Origin of the sequence: Microbacterium sp. RURRCA19A (genome assembly GCF_900156455.1) — a bacterium.
Taxonomy (GTDB): Bacteria; Actinomycetota; Actinomycetes; order Actinomycetales; family Microbacteriaceae; genus Microbacterium.
Window position 1 is genome coordinate 262,857 of the sequence record NZ_FTNQ01000002.1, and the last position, 17,166, is coordinate 280,022.

General features: G+C 70.9%; 10 protein-coding genes. 3 read left to right on the forward strand and 7 right to left on the reverse strand.

Annotation, left to right across the window (positions count from 1 at the left end; translation table 11 throughout):
• The gene (locus BW982_RS09185) at nt 1-261 is read right to left on the reverse strand and encodes a DUF3253 domain-containing protein (RefSeq protein WP_076492514.1); all 261 of its coding nucleotides are present in this window, start codon (nt 259-261) and stop codon (nt 1-3) included.
• 47 nt (nt 262-308) lie between these two features.
• On the opposite strand from BW982_RS09185, the gene BW982_RS09190 reads away from it, so the two are divergent.
• Nucleotides 309-1,055, forward strand: a complete 747-nt coding sequence (locus BW982_RS09190; protein ID WP_254845565.1) for a YqjF family protein — start codon at nt 309-311, stop codon at nt 1,053-1,055.
• Between the two features lie 26 nt (nt 1,056-1,081).
• Here BW982_RS09190 and BW982_RS09195 read toward each other — a convergent pair whose 3' ends face one another.
• The 4 genes from BW982_RS09195 to BW982_RS09210 form a co-directional block, all read right to left on the reverse strand.
• The gene (locus BW982_RS09195; RefSeq protein ID WP_076492516.1) at nt 1,082-1,987 is read right to left on the reverse strand and encodes a glycine betaine ABC transporter substrate-binding protein; all 906 of its coding nucleotides are present in this window, start codon (nt 1,985-1,987) and stop codon (nt 1,082-1,084) included.
• Nucleotides 1,988-2,040: 53 nt separating this feature from the next.
• Nucleotides 2,041-3,012, reverse strand: a complete 972-nt coding sequence (locus tag BW982_RS09200; RefSeq protein WP_076492519.1) for an ABC transporter permease — start codon at nt 3,010-3,012, stop codon at nt 2,041-2,043.
• Nucleotides 3,012-4,316: a quaternary amine ABC transporter ATP-binding protein gene (locus BW982_RS09205; protein ID WP_254845566.1), complete on the reverse strand. Its 1,305-nt coding sequence runs from the start codon at nt 4,314-4,316 to the stop codon at nt 3,012-3,014. Before BW982_RS09205 ends, BW982_RS09200 begins: the two co-directional genes overlap by 1 nt.
• Nucleotides 4,317-4,653: 337 nt before the next feature.
• Nucleotides 4,654-4,959 carry a chorismate mutase gene (locus BW982_RS09210; RefSeq protein WP_076492524.1) on the reverse strand — a complete coding sequence of 102 codons (306 nt, stop codon included), beginning with the start codon at nt 4,957-4,959 and terminating at the stop codon, nt 4,654-4,656.
• 65 nt (nt 4,960-5,024) lie between these two features.
• Between BW982_RS09210 and BW982_RS09215 the strand changes: the two genes are divergently transcribed.
• The gene (locus BW982_RS09215; protein ID WP_083696673.1) at nt 5,025-6,149 is read left to right on the forward strand and encodes an AI-2E family transporter; all 1,125 of its coding nucleotides are present in this window, start codon (nt 5,025-5,027) and stop codon (nt 6,147-6,149) included.
• A gap of 73 nt (nt 6,150-6,222) precedes the next feature.
• Nucleotides 6,223-6,738 carry an NYN domain-containing protein gene (locus BW982_RS09220; protein ID WP_076492526.1) on the forward strand — a complete coding sequence of 172 codons (516 nt, stop codon included), beginning with the start codon at nt 6,223-6,225 and terminating at the stop codon, nt 6,736-6,738.
• Between the two features lie 136 nt (nt 6,739-6,874).
• Here the strand turns inward: BW982_RS09220 and BW982_RS18205 are convergent, their stop codons facing one another.
• Entirely contained in the window at nt 6,875-10,834 is a 3,960-nt protein-coding gene (locus tag BW982_RS18205; protein WP_076492529.1) for an OmpL47-type beta-barrel domain-containing protein, read from the reverse strand.
• A 68-nt stretch (nt 10,835-10,902) separates the two neighbouring features.
• Nucleotides 10,903-17,100 carry an OmpL47-type beta-barrel domain-containing protein gene (locus BW982_RS09230; protein WP_076492532.1) on the reverse strand — a complete coding sequence of 2,066 codons (6,198 nt, stop codon included), beginning with the start codon at nt 17,098-17,100 and terminating at the stop codon, nt 10,903-10,905.
• Between the last annotated feature and the right edge of the window lie 66 nt (nt 17,101-17,166).

Consider the following 17,166-nt stretch of genomic DNA (forward strand, 5'->3'; position numbering starts at 1 on the left):
TCAGCGCGCGCGGCGGATCCGCACGGGCCCCCGCGCGGTCGTCACGTCGACGGCCTCGCCGCGCTGCGTGACCTCGACCTCCCCCGCGTCGACGAGGTGTCGCGCGGCGTCCCGCGCCGGTTGCATGAGGTCGCGCCACTCGTCGCCGCCGACGGCGCGGGCGGCCTCGGAGGGGCAGATCGTCGCGCCCTCGGCCCGCTGCGCGAGGAGTTCGCGGATGGATGCCACGAGCCGGGGATCCGCAGCAGATGACGGGGGCATGTGTCCAGTGTCCCCCCGCACGACGGCGTCGGGGCGAGAATCGGGCCGTGCCCCTGGAACGTCACGCCCCCGCCCTCCCCGGCCGCGCCGTCATCCAGCAGCGGTGGAACCGCGCCGTGTTCGTGCACTGGCGCGTCGATCCCGACGAGGTCGCGCCGCTGCTCCCCGCCGGGACGCGTCCCGACGTGCACGACGGCGCGGCGTGGGTCGGGCTCGTGCCGTTCGTGCTGAGCGAGTTCCGCTTCCTCCCGCTGCCGCCGGTGCCGTTCGTCGGCACCTTCACCGAGATCAACGTCCGCACGTACGCCGTGGACGATGCCGGTCGCCGCGGGGTCGTCTTCCGGACGCTCGAGGCCGAACACCTCGCGCCGGTGCTCGCGGCGCGCGCGCTGTTCGGGCTGCCGTACCGCTGGGCGCGGGCGGGGGTGCGCACCGACGGGCCGCTCATCGAGTACCGGTCGCGGCGGCACGGCGGACGGCATGCCGGCACCCGCCTCCGGGCGCACCTCGGCACCGCCCCCGTCGACACCCCGCTGTCGCGGTTCCTCACCGCGCGCTGGGGGTTCCACGAACGGCACCTCGGTCGCACGATCTGGGCCGCGAACAGCCACGAGCCGTGGCCGCTGGTGACCGCCGAGCTCGAGACCCTCGACGACGACCTCGTCGTGGATGCCGGCTTCCCGCAGCTGCGCGGACGCACGCCCGACTCGGTGCTCGCGATGCCCGCGGGACATCCCGGGTTCCGCACCCGCTTCACCCCCGCACGCAGCATCGCGAAAGCCCCCTCCGCCTGACACGGAGGGGGCTCGCGGGTGCGGCGTCAGTCGCGCTGCGTCGGGAACGCGGTGGGGTTCTGCTCGAGCCACGCGTCGACGGCCTCGGCCTCACGGCCCTCGCCGTACTCGTTGACGACGAGGTCTTCGAGCGAGCCGTACTGCGCGTCGTCGAGCTGGATGCCGGCGATGAGCTCAGCGGCATCCGGATACTTGTCCGCGAAACCGGCCGTGCCCAGGAAGTGCAGCTTCTCGGGGTCGCCCATCAGGCCCTGCGGGTCGGCGAGGTCCTTCACGTCGTAAGCGTCGTTCGCCCAGAACGGACGCCACAGCGTCACCGCGATGTCCTTCTGCGCCGCGATGGCGTTGTCGAGCTCGGTGAGCATGGCCGCGGTCGACGAGGTCACCAGCTCGAAGCCGCCGTCGAGGCCGTAGCCGGGCATCGCGACCTCCTGCGTCTGCTTCGTCAGGCCCGCCCCGGGCTCGATGCCGTAGATCTTGCCGTCGAACCGGGCGGCGTTCGCCTGCAGCTGGTCGATCGAGTCGATGTCGACGTAGCTGGGCACGGCGATCGTGAGCTTGGCGTTGTCGTAGTACGCGCCGAGGTCTTCGATCGCGTCGCCGTAGGTGTCCATGTACGACTTGTGGGTCAGCTCGGGCCAGGCCGACGGGTAGATGTCGACGTCGCCCTGCGCGAGCCCGGCGTACAGCGGCCCCGCCTCGGTCAGCGTCTGCATCTTGACGGTGTAGCCGAGCTTGCCGAGCTGGTCCTCGAGGAGGTAGGCGGTGCTGAGGCCGTCGGTCCACGAGGGCAGGAAGCCCAGCGTGATCGTGCCCTTGTCGCCGCCGTCGCCGGCGCCGCCCTCGGCCTGGTTGCCGCTCGCGCATCCGGCGAGCCCGAGGGCCGCCACGGTGCCGAGGGCGAGTGCTGCGGTGAGGTGTCGCTTGTTCATGTGATCTTCCGTTCCGTATGTGATTTCCGTAGTGCAGGGGGGACGCAGCGGATTCAGGCGCCCGTCGTGATGGGGGCGCGGCGCGGGGAGGCGACCTGGCGCTCGGCCTCGCCTGCGGCATCGGCGGCCGGGCCGCCGGAGGCGGGGGCGCCGGGACCGCGGCGGCGGCCCAGCACCGCCAGCAGCGACGACGTGTTCGCGGCGCGGGTACCGAGGGCTGCGGTCAGGCGGTCGAGGTACACCGCGAGGATGACCACGCTGAGCCCCGCCTCGACGCCCTTGGGGAGGTTGACCGTCGAGATCGACTGCACGACCTCCTTGCCGAGACCGTCGGCACCGACCATGCCCGCCACGACCGCCATCGACAGCGCGAGCATGATGACCTGGTTGACGCCCGCCATGATCGTCGGCATCGCGAGCGGGAGCTGGATGCCACGGAGGATCTGCCCGGGCGTCGCGCCGAACGCGTGTCCGGCCTCGACGGTCTCGGCATCCACTCCCCGGATGCCGAGTTCGGTCAGGCGCACGCCCGGAGGCAGGGCGAAGATCACCGTCGCGACGACGCCGGGGACGACGCCGATGCTGAAGAAGGTGATCGCGGGGATGAGGTACACGAACGCCGGCATCGTCTGCATGAAGTCCAGGACCGGCTTCATCACGGCGCGGACCGCGGGGTTGCGCGCCGACCAGATGCCCAGCGGCACCGAGATCGCCACGGCGACGGCCGCCGCGACGACGACGAGCGCGAGCGTCTGCATCGCGGTCACCCACTGCCCCATGGCGAGGATCAGCGCGAAGCCGACGACGGTGCCGATCGCGAGCTTCCACGAACGCACGAGCCACGCCAGCAGGGCGGCGACGACGATCACGACGATGATCGGTGCGGCCAGCAGGACGTCGCTGAGTCCCCCGACGAGGAAGCGGACCACCACGGCGATCACGTCGAACAGGCCCGACAGGTTGTCGCGGAGCCAGTCCACGCCCGCGTCGACCCATGTCCCGACCGGAATACGGAACCCGTCCATCAGCGCACCCCCTCGATTCCGGATGCCACGGCTTCCGGCGCGTCACCCGCGTCCGCCAGCACGGCGTCGATCTCGGCCGAGGGCACGGGCTGCGGGAGCACGGTGATCTCCTCGGTGGCGGTGGGCCCGGGACCGAGCGCGGCGAGCAGAGTGACGCGCGGGATGACGCCGGTGAGGCGTCCCTCGGCATCCAGGACCGCCAGCGGCAGCGGCGACTCGACGGCGGGCACGAACAGGTTCATGAGCACCTCGTCCTCGCGGACGCTGTGCGGCACGGGCTTCAGCCGCCCGAGCAGCGAGCTCTCCCCCGCGCGGACGAGCTTCACGGCATCCCGGTCGGTGACGATCCCGAGGAGCTTGCGGTCGCGATCGGTGACGTACACGGCCGACATGTAGGCGTCGCGCATCTGGCGGAGGGCCGTGCGCGGGCCCGCGCCGGCATCCACGCGGGGGCGGGGACGTTCCATGACGTTCGCCGCCGTGAGCACCCGGGCGCGGTCGACGTCCTGCACGAACTGCTCGACGTAGTCGTTCGCGGGGTCGGTGAGGATGTCCTCCGGCGTTCCGATCTGGACGATACGGCCGTCGCGCATGACCGCGATGCGGTCACCGAGGAACATCGCCTCGTTGAGGTCGTGGGTGATGAACACGATCGTCTTCTTCAGCGTCCGCTGCAGTTCGAGCAGCTGCTCCTGCATTTCGCGGCGGATGAGCGGATCGAGCGCACTGAACGCCTCGTCCATGAGCAGGATGTCGGTGTCGGCGGCGAGGGCGCGGGCGATGCCGACGCGCTGCTGCATACCGCCGGAGAGGGCCGAGGGGAGCTTGTCGCCCCACCCCTCGAGGCCCACCAGGGCGAGGATCTCGTCCGCCTTCGCGAGGCGTTCGGCCTTGCCGACGCCGCGGATCTCGAGCGGGTACGCCACGTTCGCGGCAACCGTGCGGTGCGGCAGGAGGGCGAAGTGCTGGAACACCATCGCGATGCGCTCGCGGCGCAGGCTCCGCAGCCGCGCGGTGCTCACACCCGTGAGCGGGTCGCCCTGCACCTCGACGGTGCCGGCCGTGGCGTCGTGCAGGCCGTTGAGCATGCGGATGATGGTGGACTTGCCGGAGCCGGAGAGGCCCATGATGACGAAGATCTCGCCGGGTTCGACGTCGAAGCTCGCGTCGATGACGGCGGCGGTTCCGGCGTCGCCGAGCTGGTCGCGCCGGGCACCGGCGCGGAGCTTCTCGACGGCGGACTGCGGGGAGCGGCCGAAGACCTTGAAGAGGTTCCTGGCCGCGATGGCATGCGGAGTGGTCACTGTGTGCACCTGCGCGGCCTCGGGTGGCCGCATCGGTCACGCCCGGGTGGCAGCCGCTCGGCGTTCACCGGGGGTGCGAACGCTCCGACGCCGGATGTCGGATCCGGGTCCTGGCCGCCGACCGTACGCTCGCGGCGCGACTCCCCCGAGCCGGCACCGGCGACCGCGGACTGGTCGGGTGGGCGGCCCGCTGGGGGCCTCCTCTACCGTTTCACGCTGATGGATCGGCTGGCAAACCGACCGCCGGCTTGCGTTTCCGGGACGACCGTGGCACACGCGGGCGCGTAGCGGATGAGGTGCGCGGTCCCGTCGCCCGGGGCACGCCCGGGCGTGTCGGTCAGTCGTCCGCGGGGGCGCCGGCGGCCGACCGGTGGTGACGGATGACCTCGGCGACGACGAAGTTGAACCACTTCTCCGCGAACTCCGGATCGAGGTCGGCCTCGGCGGCCAGACGCTTCAACCGGGCGATCTGCTGCTCTTCACGAGAGGGGTCGGATGCCGGCATCCCGTGCTGCGCCTTGAGCACACCGACCTGCTTGGTGCAGCGGAATCGCTCGGCGAGCAGGAAGATGAGCGCGGCGTCGATGTTGTCGATGCTGCCGCGCAGGCCCTGCAGGATCGTCGTGGGGTCGGCGTCGGTCATGGGTCCTCCGGACCCGACCCTATCGCGCACCCGCGGTCCGCCGCGGCGAGCCCTACAGTGTGACCATGAGCCGATCGTCGCACCCCGATCCTTCCGCCGAGGGCGCCAACGCCGGGGAGGTCACCTCGCGCGACCGGCCCGTGTGGTCGGCGATCGCGCGGCCCTACGCCGCGGGCTTCTTCCTCACCCTGGGCGGGCTCACAGCGCTGCTCCTCGGCCTGTCGCTGTCGAACCTCTCCACGGTCCTCATCTACATCGCGATCGCCCTGTTCATCGCGCTCGCGCTCGATCCGCTCGTGCGGAGTCTGGTGCGCCGCGGCATCTCGCGGGCGTGGGCCATCGTCATCGTGTTCGGCGGACTCGCGGTCATCCTCGCCGCCGCCCTGTGGCTTCTGATCCCGCCGGTGGTGCGCCAGATCTCGCAGTTCATCGAGGACGTCCCGACCTTCGTCTCGGACCTCCGCACCAGCGATTTCGTGCTGTGGATCGAGTCGAACTTCGGCGACAGCGTGGGCGACATCTTCAACGAGGTGCAGAAGTTCTTCACGAACCCGGCGAACCTCACCGCCATCGGCGGCGGTCTGCTGCAGGCCGGCGTGACCATCGCCACCGGCATCTCCGGCGCGATCATCGTGCTCGTGCTGAGCCTGTACTTCCTGGCATCCCTCCCGTCGATGAAGAACTCGCTCGTGCGCCTCAGCCCGGCGCGCAACCGCGAGACGGTGTCGGAGATGACGGGCCAGATCACCGACTCGGTCGGTGGCTACCTGTCGGGCATGGTCGTGCTGGCGCTGATCAACGCGGTGTTCGCCTTCATCGTGCTGACGATCGTCGGGCAGCCTTTCGCGGCGCTGCTGGCGGCCTTCGCGTTCGGGATCACCCTCATCCCGCTCGTCGGGTCGGTGCTCTTCTGGGGCACCGCCACGGTGTTCACACTCATCGTGAATCCGACGGCCGGACTGATCTTCGCCGTGGTCTACCTCGTGTACATGCAGGTCGAGGCATATGTGCTGACGCCGCGCGTGATGAGCCGGACCATCTCGGTCCCGGGATCGCTCGTCGTCATCGGCGCGCTCGTCGGCGGCACGCTGCTCGGGCTGCTCGGCGCCCTGGTCGCGATCCCGGTCACCGCCTCGCTGCTGCTGATCGTCAAGCAGATCATCATTCCGCGCCAGGACGCGAAGAAGTAGCGCTCAGCGCCGAGCGCCTCGAGTTCTCCACAGAGGCCCGAGCCCCTCCTCACCCGCTCGTAGACTGCGCCGCATGCGAGAACCCGCGCGTCCGACCGCCATCGTCTACGTCGACGGGTTCAATCTCTATCGGCGCTGCCTCGAGCAGTACCCGGAGGCGAAAAGGCTCATGCCGAAGCATCCCGCCGAATTCGATGCCGACGGCTCCCTCGTTCGTGTCTCGGTGAGGAAGACCGAGGAGAAGGGATCGGACGTCAACCTCGCCGTTCGAATGCTGCTCGACGCTCACCGAGGTGAGGCCGACCTGTACTGCCTCCTGACCAACGACTCCGACCAGGTGACGACGATCCGCACGCTTCAGGCGGAAGTGGGCGTCTCGGTCGGCTGGATCAGCCCGATGCCGACTCTGCGTCAAAGCAAAGCGTTGAAGCAGACCGGGCCCGCGCTGGTCTGCTGTGTAACCCCCGAAGCTCTGATGGCGAGCCAACTGCCCGAAGAGGTCCGATCTGGGCGGCAGACCCTCCGTCGGCCCGAGCGATGGCGGCCGAAAACCGAAAGCCCCGCCGGAGCGGGGCTTTCTAACCGGTAGCCGAAGCGTCCGGGGGTGTCGCGTCAGTTTAGCAGCGCGACGCCGCAGCCGTCACTGCATTCACCAACTGCAGGGCCGCCCAAGGACGCGCCACGTAGTCAGCAGATGCGTCGGTGAGAGCCCCCGCACCGCCCCTCTACCGGCGATCCCGACGGGGGCGACGCGCCACCACCGTGCCGACGAAGAGCAGGACGACGGCGAGCGCGAGCGCGGAGAGCGGCCACACCGTGCCGGTGCGAGCAAGCGTCGCGGACCCCGTGACTCCGGCCGTCGTCGATCCGTCGACCGACGCGTTCGCCCCGGAGGAGGACGGCGAGGGAGTCGGCGTCGGAGTCGGCGTCGGGTCGACCGGTCCGGTCGTGCCCGTGTCGACCGTGACGGTCTGCGCGTCGGAGGTGTTTCCGGCGAGATCGGTCGCCCGCAGCACGACGGGAACCGTTCCTCCGCCCGAGGCGAGCGTCACCTGCCCATCGACCACGGCGATCCAGGTGCCGTCGACTCGGCGCTCGACCGTGCCGACACCCGACAGGGCATCCGAGGCGGTGACCTCGACCACGTGCTCCGAGGCCTCGTGCGTCACGGCCGTCGTCAGCGTCGGCGCGACGCCGTCGATCTTCACCGTCAGCGCGACGCGCGACGACACGTTGCCCGCGGCGTCGACCGCCTCGGCCTCGACGAGGTGCGTGCCGTCACCGGTGACCCGGAAGTCGTCGGTCAGTGCAGCCCACGCGCCACCGTCCACGCGCACGCGCACGGTCGGAGAGGGATCGGTGTCGTCGGTGACGGTCGCGGTGACCGGCACCGCGTCGCGGTACCAGCCCGAGGCGGGGACGGGCGATGCCGCCGGGAACTCCAGCGTCGGCGCCGTGGTGTCGACCGGCGGCTGATCTGCGGCGGCCCACACCTCGAACTCCGAGATGGCGGCCGACCCCTGACCCTCGGCGGCGCCCCACGACTGCATCAGCGCGCGCACCGCCGTGGTCTCGACCGCGGTGAAGTGCACCTCGTTCGCGGCATCCGACGACCGGCCGTACGTGTCCGAGGTCGCGACGTCCTCCCACGCGCCCGCGTCGTCGCGGTACTGCAGCACCCACGACCGTGGAGGGATCAGTCCGGCATCGGCCTCGTCGGCCGCGTCGCGCGCGAACAGCACGCTCGCACGGTCCACCGTCACCGGGCGATCCCAGGTCAGCTGCACCCACTGCTCGCCGACGCGCGGCCAGGTACCCCACGCGCTGCCCGTGACGCTGCCGTCGTTCACGCCGCCGACGGGCGCCCAGCCGGAGGCCGACGATGCCGTCGGGGTCGCGTACAGCGCGATGTTGCCGGTCAGCGGCGCATCGGGCGACCGTGGAACGGTCACCGCGGTCGCGGTCGAGACGTTGCCCGCGGCGTCCGTCGCGCGCACGTACATCACGTGCCGCTCCAGATCGGGCGCCGCGACGGCCGCCGTGTACGGCTTCCACGTGAGCGGGTCGTCCAGCGCGTACTCCATGCCGACCAGGCCCGAGCCGGCATCCGTCGCGGTCGCCGAGACCGACCGGGCGCCCGCGTCCAGCGTCGCCGTGACCGAAGGAGCGGTGGCGTCGATGCGGAAGGATGCCGTCGCCTCGGTCGAGACGTTGCCGGCGGCGTCCGTGGCGCGGGCGGTGACCGTGTGCGAGCCGTCCTCACGCACCAGGGTGTCGACGCGGCGCACGTCGGGAGTCGTCGTGGCCGCCGCGCCGTCCACCGCCACCGAGAGGGCGACGCGCACGTCGCGGTCGTCGGTCGCATCGGCACGCGCGGTCACCGGTCCGACGAACCATCCGTCGGCGCCCTGCGGGCCGCGCGCCTCGAGCGACACCTCGGGGGCCGTGGCATCCGCCGTCTGCCCGAGCACCTCGAGTTCGGAGACGCCGACGGCGGCGTTCGTGGTGCCGTCGGATTGCGCGTCGAGCACGGCACGGATGCCGGTGGTCGTCACGGGCGTGAACGACACGCGGCTGGGTGCCGACGCCTCGACCGGGTAGCCGCCGGCTCCCGCGACCTCGGTCCAGACGCCGTCGACGAGCGTCTCGACGTGCCACGAGGCCGGCACGGCGATGCCGTCGCCCGCGCCCGAGGCTCCCGCCACGTCGCTCCAGAAGTGCGCCGTGACCGCGTCGACGGTGACGGGCGTCTCCCACGTGTAGCCGACGTTCCGGCTCGCGGGGCGCACGCCGTCCCACGTGGCCCACGTCTGCGACGCCGACCCGCCCTGGTAGACGATGGTCCCGTCGTTGATCGAGGCGAGCGAGTTCCAGCCGGCGGTGAAGTCGGCGACCGGTGTGCCGGTCTTCGCCAGGTTGGTGCGCCAGGCGTCCGCGCCGATCACCGTGACGGTGGCCTGCACGCGACCGGCGGCGTATCCCTGTGCCGTTCCGCTCACCGTGAAGGTGCCGGGCGCCGCGTAGGAGGCCGGGTCGACGGCATCCCAGGTCACGGGCGCGGCCACGCGGTCGTCGCCGTACGCGAGCGCCACGGTGTCGGGGAGCTCGGGAACCTCTCCGACGAGCGTGCTGGTGGCGGCCGGTTCCACATCGGTCGGAGCGACGGCACCCGCGGTCCACTCCTCCACCGCGAGGGCCGAGTAGCTCGACGACGCCCCGGTGCCCGGGGAGGCGTTCAGCGTCGCCCGCAGCCGGGTCGTGGTCACGGGCGTGAACGACACCTCGTGCAGCTCGCGCGTCGAGGTCGGATACCCGCTCGGGTTCTCGACGTCGTTCCAGCGGCCGCCCGCCCAGTACTGCAGCTTCCACGACGACGGGGCCGAGACGCCGTCGCCGCTGCCCGGCTCGCGGTCGCTCCAGAACTGGATCGACGAGCGGTCGAGGCGCACGGGTTCGGGCCAGTCGTACTGGATCCACTGGGAGGCCGGTCGGTCGGCGCCGTAGGAGCCCCACATGTCCGGCGGAAGCGGGTTCGGGCGCACGATGCCGTCGTTCAGCGCCGCCTTCCAATACTGCACGGGCACAGGTTCGTTCGACGCCGAGACCGTGGCCCACGGAGCCACGTTCGCCGAGGGGGTCGTTCTGATGTCGTGCGCCGGGGTGGTGACCACGGGCTTCATGCGCGCCGGGGTCACGGAGTCGTCCCACTGCACCTCGTCCACGGCCACCGAGCGCCGAAAGTGGTTCCCGCCGACGGCATCCGCCGTGTGATACGCCATGTACCAGGCGCCGTGGTACTCGGTGATGGCGGGGTGGCTGGTGGTCGACGAGATGGGCGCGAGCACCCGGCCCTGCGAGGTCCACGGACCCATCGGGGTCGGCGCGGTCGAGTAGGCGATGCACGCGTGGTAGACCGCGGGGGTGCACCAGCTGTCGGGCCCGGCCGTGTTGGCGGCGTAGGCGAGGTAGTAGGTGCCCTTCCGCTCGAACAGCCACGCGGCCTCGAAGAAGCCGTCGACCCCGCTGCGGAACTCGGTGGGGGTGCCGATCATCGTCTTCATGTCGGATGCCAGCTCGACACCGAGCAGGCGACCGAAGCTGCCCCAGTACATCCACACGCGGCCGTCGTCGGTGACGTAGACGGTGGGATCGATGTTGTGGGCGTTGTTGCCCAGGATCTTCTGCGACACGATCGGACCGCCGGCGTAGTCCTTCCACGGGCCCAGCGGGGTGTCGGAGACCGCGACGCCGATGCCGAACGGATCGGGCGAACTGCTGCCGGCCTCGTGCACGGGCACGTACCAGTAGTAGCGGCCGTCGCCGCCCTGCACGACCTGACCGGCGTAGGCGCGGCCCGGCGTCGCCCAGGAGAAGACCTGCTCGGGGCGCATGAGCGACGGGTGGTGCTCCCAGGAGCCGCCCTGGACGTCGGTGGTCGAGAACGCCTGCCATTCGTTCATGACGAAGTCGTTCGTCGTCGCGTCGGCCTCGTCACGGCCCGCGTAGACGTACAGCGTGTCGTCGGCGACGAGGGTGGCCGGATCGGCGGAGTACACCGACCCGTCGCCGATCAGGGGGTTGGGGAGGGCAGCGGCGGGGCTCGCCGGCGTCAGCGCCAGCACTCCTCCCACGAGGCCCAGGACGGTCGCGGCGGCCCACAGGCGCCGCGGGGCAGGACGGATCACGGTGGTCTCCTTCGACCGGGGGGACGTGCGGAAGGGGCCGGGGGCGAAACGCCCCCGGCCCCGGTTCGTCAGGCCGAGCGGCGCCGACGGTGGTACGCGATCGCCAGGACGATCAGCCCGAGCAGCAGCACGCTCACGCCGATGCCGATCGCGACCTGCGTCGACGCGGCATCCTGTCCGGTGACCGCCAGCGGCGGCGTCTGCGACGACGTCGCGCCGGGAGCGACCACGGTCACCTGCGCGGTGAGCTCGCCGCCGGGCACCAGGAGGGCCACGGTGTGCACCCCCGACTCGGCGTACGCCGGGACGGTGAACACTCCGTTCGCGGTGCCGTCGGCCCCGACCGTCAGGGTGCCCAGGCGGGCCGGGGTGGAGCGGAACTCCACCGCGAACACCGTGCCCGGCGCTGCCCCGCTGACCGAGACGGGCAGCTGCCCGCCCGGCGCCACCTGCGCGACGCCGATCCGGATGACCTCGTTGCCGGTGAGCGAGCCGCTGGGCTCGGCGCCGGGATCGGTGCCACCCCCGCCGGGGTTCGTGCCCGGGTCGGTGCCCGGATCCGTGGTCTTCGCCGGCACGGCGACCTCCACGACATCCGACACGTTGCCCGCGACGTCGGTCACCCGCACGCGCACCGTCGTGGCGGCGTCGCCGACGGCGGTGACGCCGGTCGCGGCGGTCCACGCCCCGCCCCCGAGCTGGTACTCCACGACGGCCACGCCCGAACCGGCATCCGTACCGGCGGGGGTCACGGTGCGCGACGGGGCGTTCCAGCCCGCGTCGGCGACCGGCTTGGTGGCATCCCGCTTCACCTCGACGCCCGCGGGCTCGGAGGTGTTGCCGGCGGCATCCTTCGCCCGGAAGGAGACCGTGGTCGCACCGTCGGTCGTGACCTCGACCGGCGCGGTGTACCGCGACCACTCGCCGCCGCCCACGCGGACCTCGACGACGGGAGTGTCGTCACGGTCGTCGATGGCGGTCGCCGAGACCTTCACCGTGCCGGTGTACCAGCCGCTCGCGGGAGCGACCGGGTCGACCGAGGGGGTGACGACAGGCGCCTGCGTGTCGGGGACCGGCGTCTCCGGCTGCTCCCACACCTGCCATTCCTTGATGCCCACGCTGCCCTTGCCCTGCTCGGTCCCGACGGGGTCGAGCGTCAGGCGGAGCTTCGTCGTGGTCACCGGATCGAACGACACCGTGTTGTAGGTGTCCTTCGCCGTGCCGTACGCGCCGGCGTTCTTCACCGGCACCCACGCGCTGGTCGTGGCATCCCAGTACTCGGCCTCCCACTTCGCGGGGACGTCGATGCCGAGTCCCTGCGCATCGATGTTCGACACGAAGTACACGCCCAGTTCGCCGACCGTCACCGGCTCGGTCCAGTCGTACTGCACCCACTGGTCGGTCACCGCGGGCCAGACGCCCCACACGTTCGCGTTGTCGTTGGGGGCGACGTCGCCGGAGGACGTGGGCTGGACGTTGTCGTTCAGACCCGTGACCTTGTTCCAGGCGGCGGTTCCGGATGCCGTGGGCGTGGCGAGCAGGGCGACGTTGCGCTTCTGCGACCCGTCGGCCTTCGGCACCGTGCGCTCGACCACCGGCGAGACGTTGCCCGCCGTGTCCGTCGAGCGCACCTGCACCTTCGTCTCGTCGATTCCGACGAGCACGGAGCCCGTCAGCGCCTTCCACTCGCCGGAGTCGCCCAGGCGGTACTCGATCGCGGCCACGCCCGAGCCGGAGTCCGTCGCGGTGGCCTTGACCGTGCGCGAGACCGCGTCGGTGGTCACCTCGACGGCCGGAGCCGTCGTGTCGATGCGCACGGTCTGCTCGGCCACCGGCGACGTGTTGCCCGCCGCGTCGGTCGCCCGGGCCTGCACGACGTGGGCTCCGTCGCCGGTCACCGAGACGGTGCCGGTGTAGGCCGCCCAGGCGCCCGCATCCACGCGCACCTCGATGCGCGGGGCCGCGTCCTGATCGTCGCGCGCCGTCACGTCGACGGCGACCGCCTGCGTGTACCAGCCCGAGCCGGGAGCCGCCGGCGACACCTGGAAGGCCACCGTGGGCGCCTTCGTGTCGTCACCGCCGGACCCGACCGTCACCGCGGCCGACGCGGCCGTGGTGCCGGGCAGGTCGCTCTGCACCGTGCCCGCGACCGTGAACTGTCCCGGCGCGGCGTAGGAGTCCGCGGCGACCGCGTCCCAGGTGACCGGGAGGTCCTGGCGCGAGCCGTCGTTGAACAGCACGCCCACGGTCTTCGGCAGCACCGGCGCGACACCCGGCTGGGTGCGGCTGGTCACGGCATCCACCTGGTTGATCTGACCGGGAGCGGTCGCGCGGACCCACACGGTCGCCTTGGCCGAGACGGGCGAGCCGGGGACGATGCCCGACACGGGGAAGCTGCCCTCACCGGCAACCTGCGCGTCGGTGACCGCGGCCCACGTCACGGGGAGGTCGGCGTGGCTGCCGTCCGAGTACGTGGCATCCACCGTCGCGGGGAGCGTCGGCTTCGTGCCCACGGCCGTGCGCACGTCGATCGGCTCGATCGAGGTGGGCGCGTCGGCGAACACCTTCAGCTCGCTGACGGCGACGGCCGCGTACGGTCCGTTGCCCGCGGCCTGCAGCACGACGCGGAGCCGCGTGGTGGTCACGGCGTCGAAGGTGACGGAGTTGGTCGCGTCGCGCTTCACCGTGTAGTCCGACGGGTTTCCCACGTCGGCCCAGTCGGAACCGGTCCAGTACTGCGCCTTCCACCCCTTCGGGACGTTGACGCCGTTGCTGGAGTTCGGGTCGGTCTGGTCGCTCCAGAAGCCGATCTCGGCCCCCGCGATGCGCTGCGGCGTCTTCCACTCGTACTGGAGCCAGCGGGTCGCCGGGTGGTTGCCCGACCACGTGCCCCAGATGTCGCTCTGGCTGCCGCCGGTGAAGAACACCTTTCCGTCGTTGACCGCCTTGACGTTGTTCCAGCCCGCGGTGTACTCCGCGGTCGGGGTCGCCTCGGGGGCGACGTTGGTGCCGGCGGTGACCGGCTCGCCCTGCACGGTGACGTCGGTCTGCGACGTCTTCTCCCCGTCGTCGGCGGTCAGGCGCAGCACGTACTGCCCCTTGTCCGAGAAGCGGGCGGTGGTCGAGGCGGACGCGGCGTCGTCGAACAGCACCGTCGCCCCCTCGGGCGCGCTCACCACCGACCAGGTCGACGACACGGTGCCCGCGGGCAGCCCGTCGTCCTTGACCGTGCCGACGAGCGCGGCCGCGCCGCCGACCGACGCCGGGAGGTTCTGCCACGCCGTGACCAGAGGAGCCTGGTTCGTGGATGCCGGGGCGGCGACGCCCGTGTCGAACACCTGCAGTTCCTTGACACCGGTCTTCATGCCGCTGGCGTGGGTCACCGTCAGGCGCACGGCGTCACCGGTCACCTCGGGGAACTGGACGTGGTTGTAGTTCGCGCGGGGGTACGCGGGTGTGCGGGCCTGCTGCGGGATCACCGACCACTGCCCGCCCCGGCGCACCTCGAGCGTGTAGACCGACGGCTCGGCGTACCCCGGCGCGGTCGCCGACGACGAGCTGTCGTAGAAGTAGGGACGGATGTCGTCGAAGGTCTTCTCGCTGCCGAGCTCGACGGTGAGGGAGTCCTTGGCGTTCGGCGATCCGGCGGTCCCCCAGAAGGGCTCGTTGATGGTCGTGCCGTCGACCGCGCCCTTCGGGTCGCGGCCCGCGGCCGAGAACGTGGCCGTCGCCGAGGCGGCGAGGTTCGCACTGCCCGTGCTGGCGGTGCGGACGTCGGCACCGGCCTTGGCGAACAGGTCGACCACGCGGGCGTCGTCGGCGAAGCGCACGTCCTGCGGCGCCTGGACCGACGAGGTCGTCGCGGTGGTGACCTTCGCGTCGCCCTTGACGACCTGCACCGTTCCGGTGGCCGGGTCGTAGATGACGTGCGACAGCTTGTCGACGGTGAAGGCGAGCTTGCCGTCGAGGAACACCGAGTAGCCCTCGGGCACGTCATCGCCGTAGTACCGCGTCCCGCCCGGAGCGTCCCACGTGACGGTCAGGTCACGATCGCGGTACCGGATGTTGTTCGCGGTGAAGTGGTCCCACCCGATGTTGATCGGGTCGAGTTCGATCTTGGCGTCGTCGCGGGTGCGCACGCCCATCGCGTCCTCGATCATCGTGAAGTTCGTCGCGCCGAGGATCGTGTGGTGGATCCAGGAGCGGTAGTCGATCTTCTGCGGGTTCGCCGAGCCGTTGGCCCAGAACTCGTTCTGGTCGGGCAGACGGTTGTCGCCGCCGTTCTGATAGTGGGCCCACGCGTTCCAGTACAGGAGCTTCTTGTACGACTCCGCGGTGATGGCATCCGTCGGGTAGTCGCGCAGGACCTTCGACATCATCCGGAACATCACAGTGGAGTTGATGACCGAGAAGTTGTTGCTGCCCTGGCCGCCGGTGGCGTTGTACGCCGCCTGGTCGGCCTGGTTCGCGGTGTAGAAGGGGAAGATCGGGTACTGCTTGTCGTCCGCGAAGAGCCGCAGCGCCTGGACGTAGTCATCGTTGTAGTCGGCGTCGCCGGGCTTGGGCACGAGGCCGACGGAGAAGGGGTAGTAGTTGTTGATCTCCTTCCACGGCACGTGCTCGCCGTTGTTCGCCATGGCGTGCTCGAGGAGCTTGCGGTCGGGGTTCCACAGCACCTTCATGACCTGCGCCTTGATGTTCTGCGCGAACGCCTCCATCTCGGCGGCCTTCGCGGTGTCACCGGCGGTGCGGTAGGCCTCGGCCGAGGCGAGCGCGTTGGAGTACAGGTAGGCGTTCTCGGCGCGGTCCTGGTAGCCGGCCTTCCAGTGGAACGACACGGCATCGGCGTCGTTGCCCGTCATCGCGCCCCAGTTGTATTCGATGAGGCCGTTCTTGTTGAAGTCGTAGGCGTCCTGCAGGCCCTTGACGTCGTCCTCGGCGTACTTGGCGAGGTTCCCGGCGATGGCGCTGGGTCCGCCGTGCAGCTCGTAGGAGCGCCACGCGGCCTCGGAGATGTACTGGGTGTAGCTGTTCGACCAGTTGGCCGGGTCGCCCGGGTTGTCGACGAACTTGTAGCTCTTGCTCGTCTCCCCCGTCGACACCCAGGGGCCGTACGAGTAGATCGGGTCGCGGAAGTACTTCAGGTCGTCGATGAACATGCCCGTGGTGAGCACGATCGAGTTGTTGTACCCGAGCACGCCTTCCATGGCGACCGGGAACTGGTAGGTGTTGCCGGGCATGTCGGCGTCGAGGAAGTTGAACCGCATGAGCCACCACCGGTAGAACAACGACTTGTCGATGTTGTCCTCGGGGGTGTCCAGGTACGGCACGTTCTGGGCCCACCACCGGTTGTAGGCGGTGACGTGGCCGGTGTACGCCTCGGCGGGCGACTGCGCCCGCGTGGCGTCGTACTCGCTGCGGGACTCGGCGATCTCGTCGGTGACGAGGCCGAGCTGCACCTTGGCGGTCGCGCTGCCGCCGGCGGGCACCGACAGCGTGCGCGTGAGGGTCTGGCCCGCGGGCGCGAAGCCGTCTCCCGAGAAACGCGGCGAGATCTTGGTGAGGTTGTTGAGCGCCTCGACGTGACCGACCAGCTCGTCGCCCTCCGCGGACACCGCGTACGGGGAGGATGCCACGAGCTCGACGTCGACCGCACCGCCGGTGGAGCGCACGTCGAGGTTCGTCACCAGCACGTTGGCGTCGGTGATGAACTTCGTCTGCACGATCTCGAGCCCGCCGCCGCGGTGCACGCTGCGCCAGTAGCTCGGGGTCTGCTTGCGCTGGGCAATGTCTTCGGTCAGCGGCACGTCGGCGCCGTTCACGCGCGCCGCGATGGTGTAGCCGGAGCGGCCGTCGATCGATTCCCAGTAGGCGAGCTGCCCGCCGAAGCCGAGGGCGGACGGGTCGTGCTCCTTCATGAAGGCCGCCCGCCCGCGCGTGAACAGCCACTGGTTGTTGTCGCCGAAGCTGCCGGCGTCGCCCGTGCGGGCGAGCATCCGGTCCATCCAGAAGTCCTTGTCGACGCTGGTGCCCGCCCCGGCGGCCACGTCGGCGTCGAAGATCTTCTGGAGTTGGTTACCGGGGGTGTAGGTCACCCCCGTCGCGGGGACGGGGGTGGGGCTGCCCGAGAACGTCGGGTAGCCGATGTCGGTGTTGGCCGCCTGTGCGGGGGCCGCGGCGACCAGGGTCGCGACGACGGCTGCGGAAGCGATCGTCCCGATGGCCGTGCGGCAGGTGCGACGGCTCGTGCGGTGTGGGGAGTCCACGATGTCTCATCCTCTCGGTCTCTCTCCTCACCGAGAGAGACATGCGGGATGAAACGCTAAGGAAAC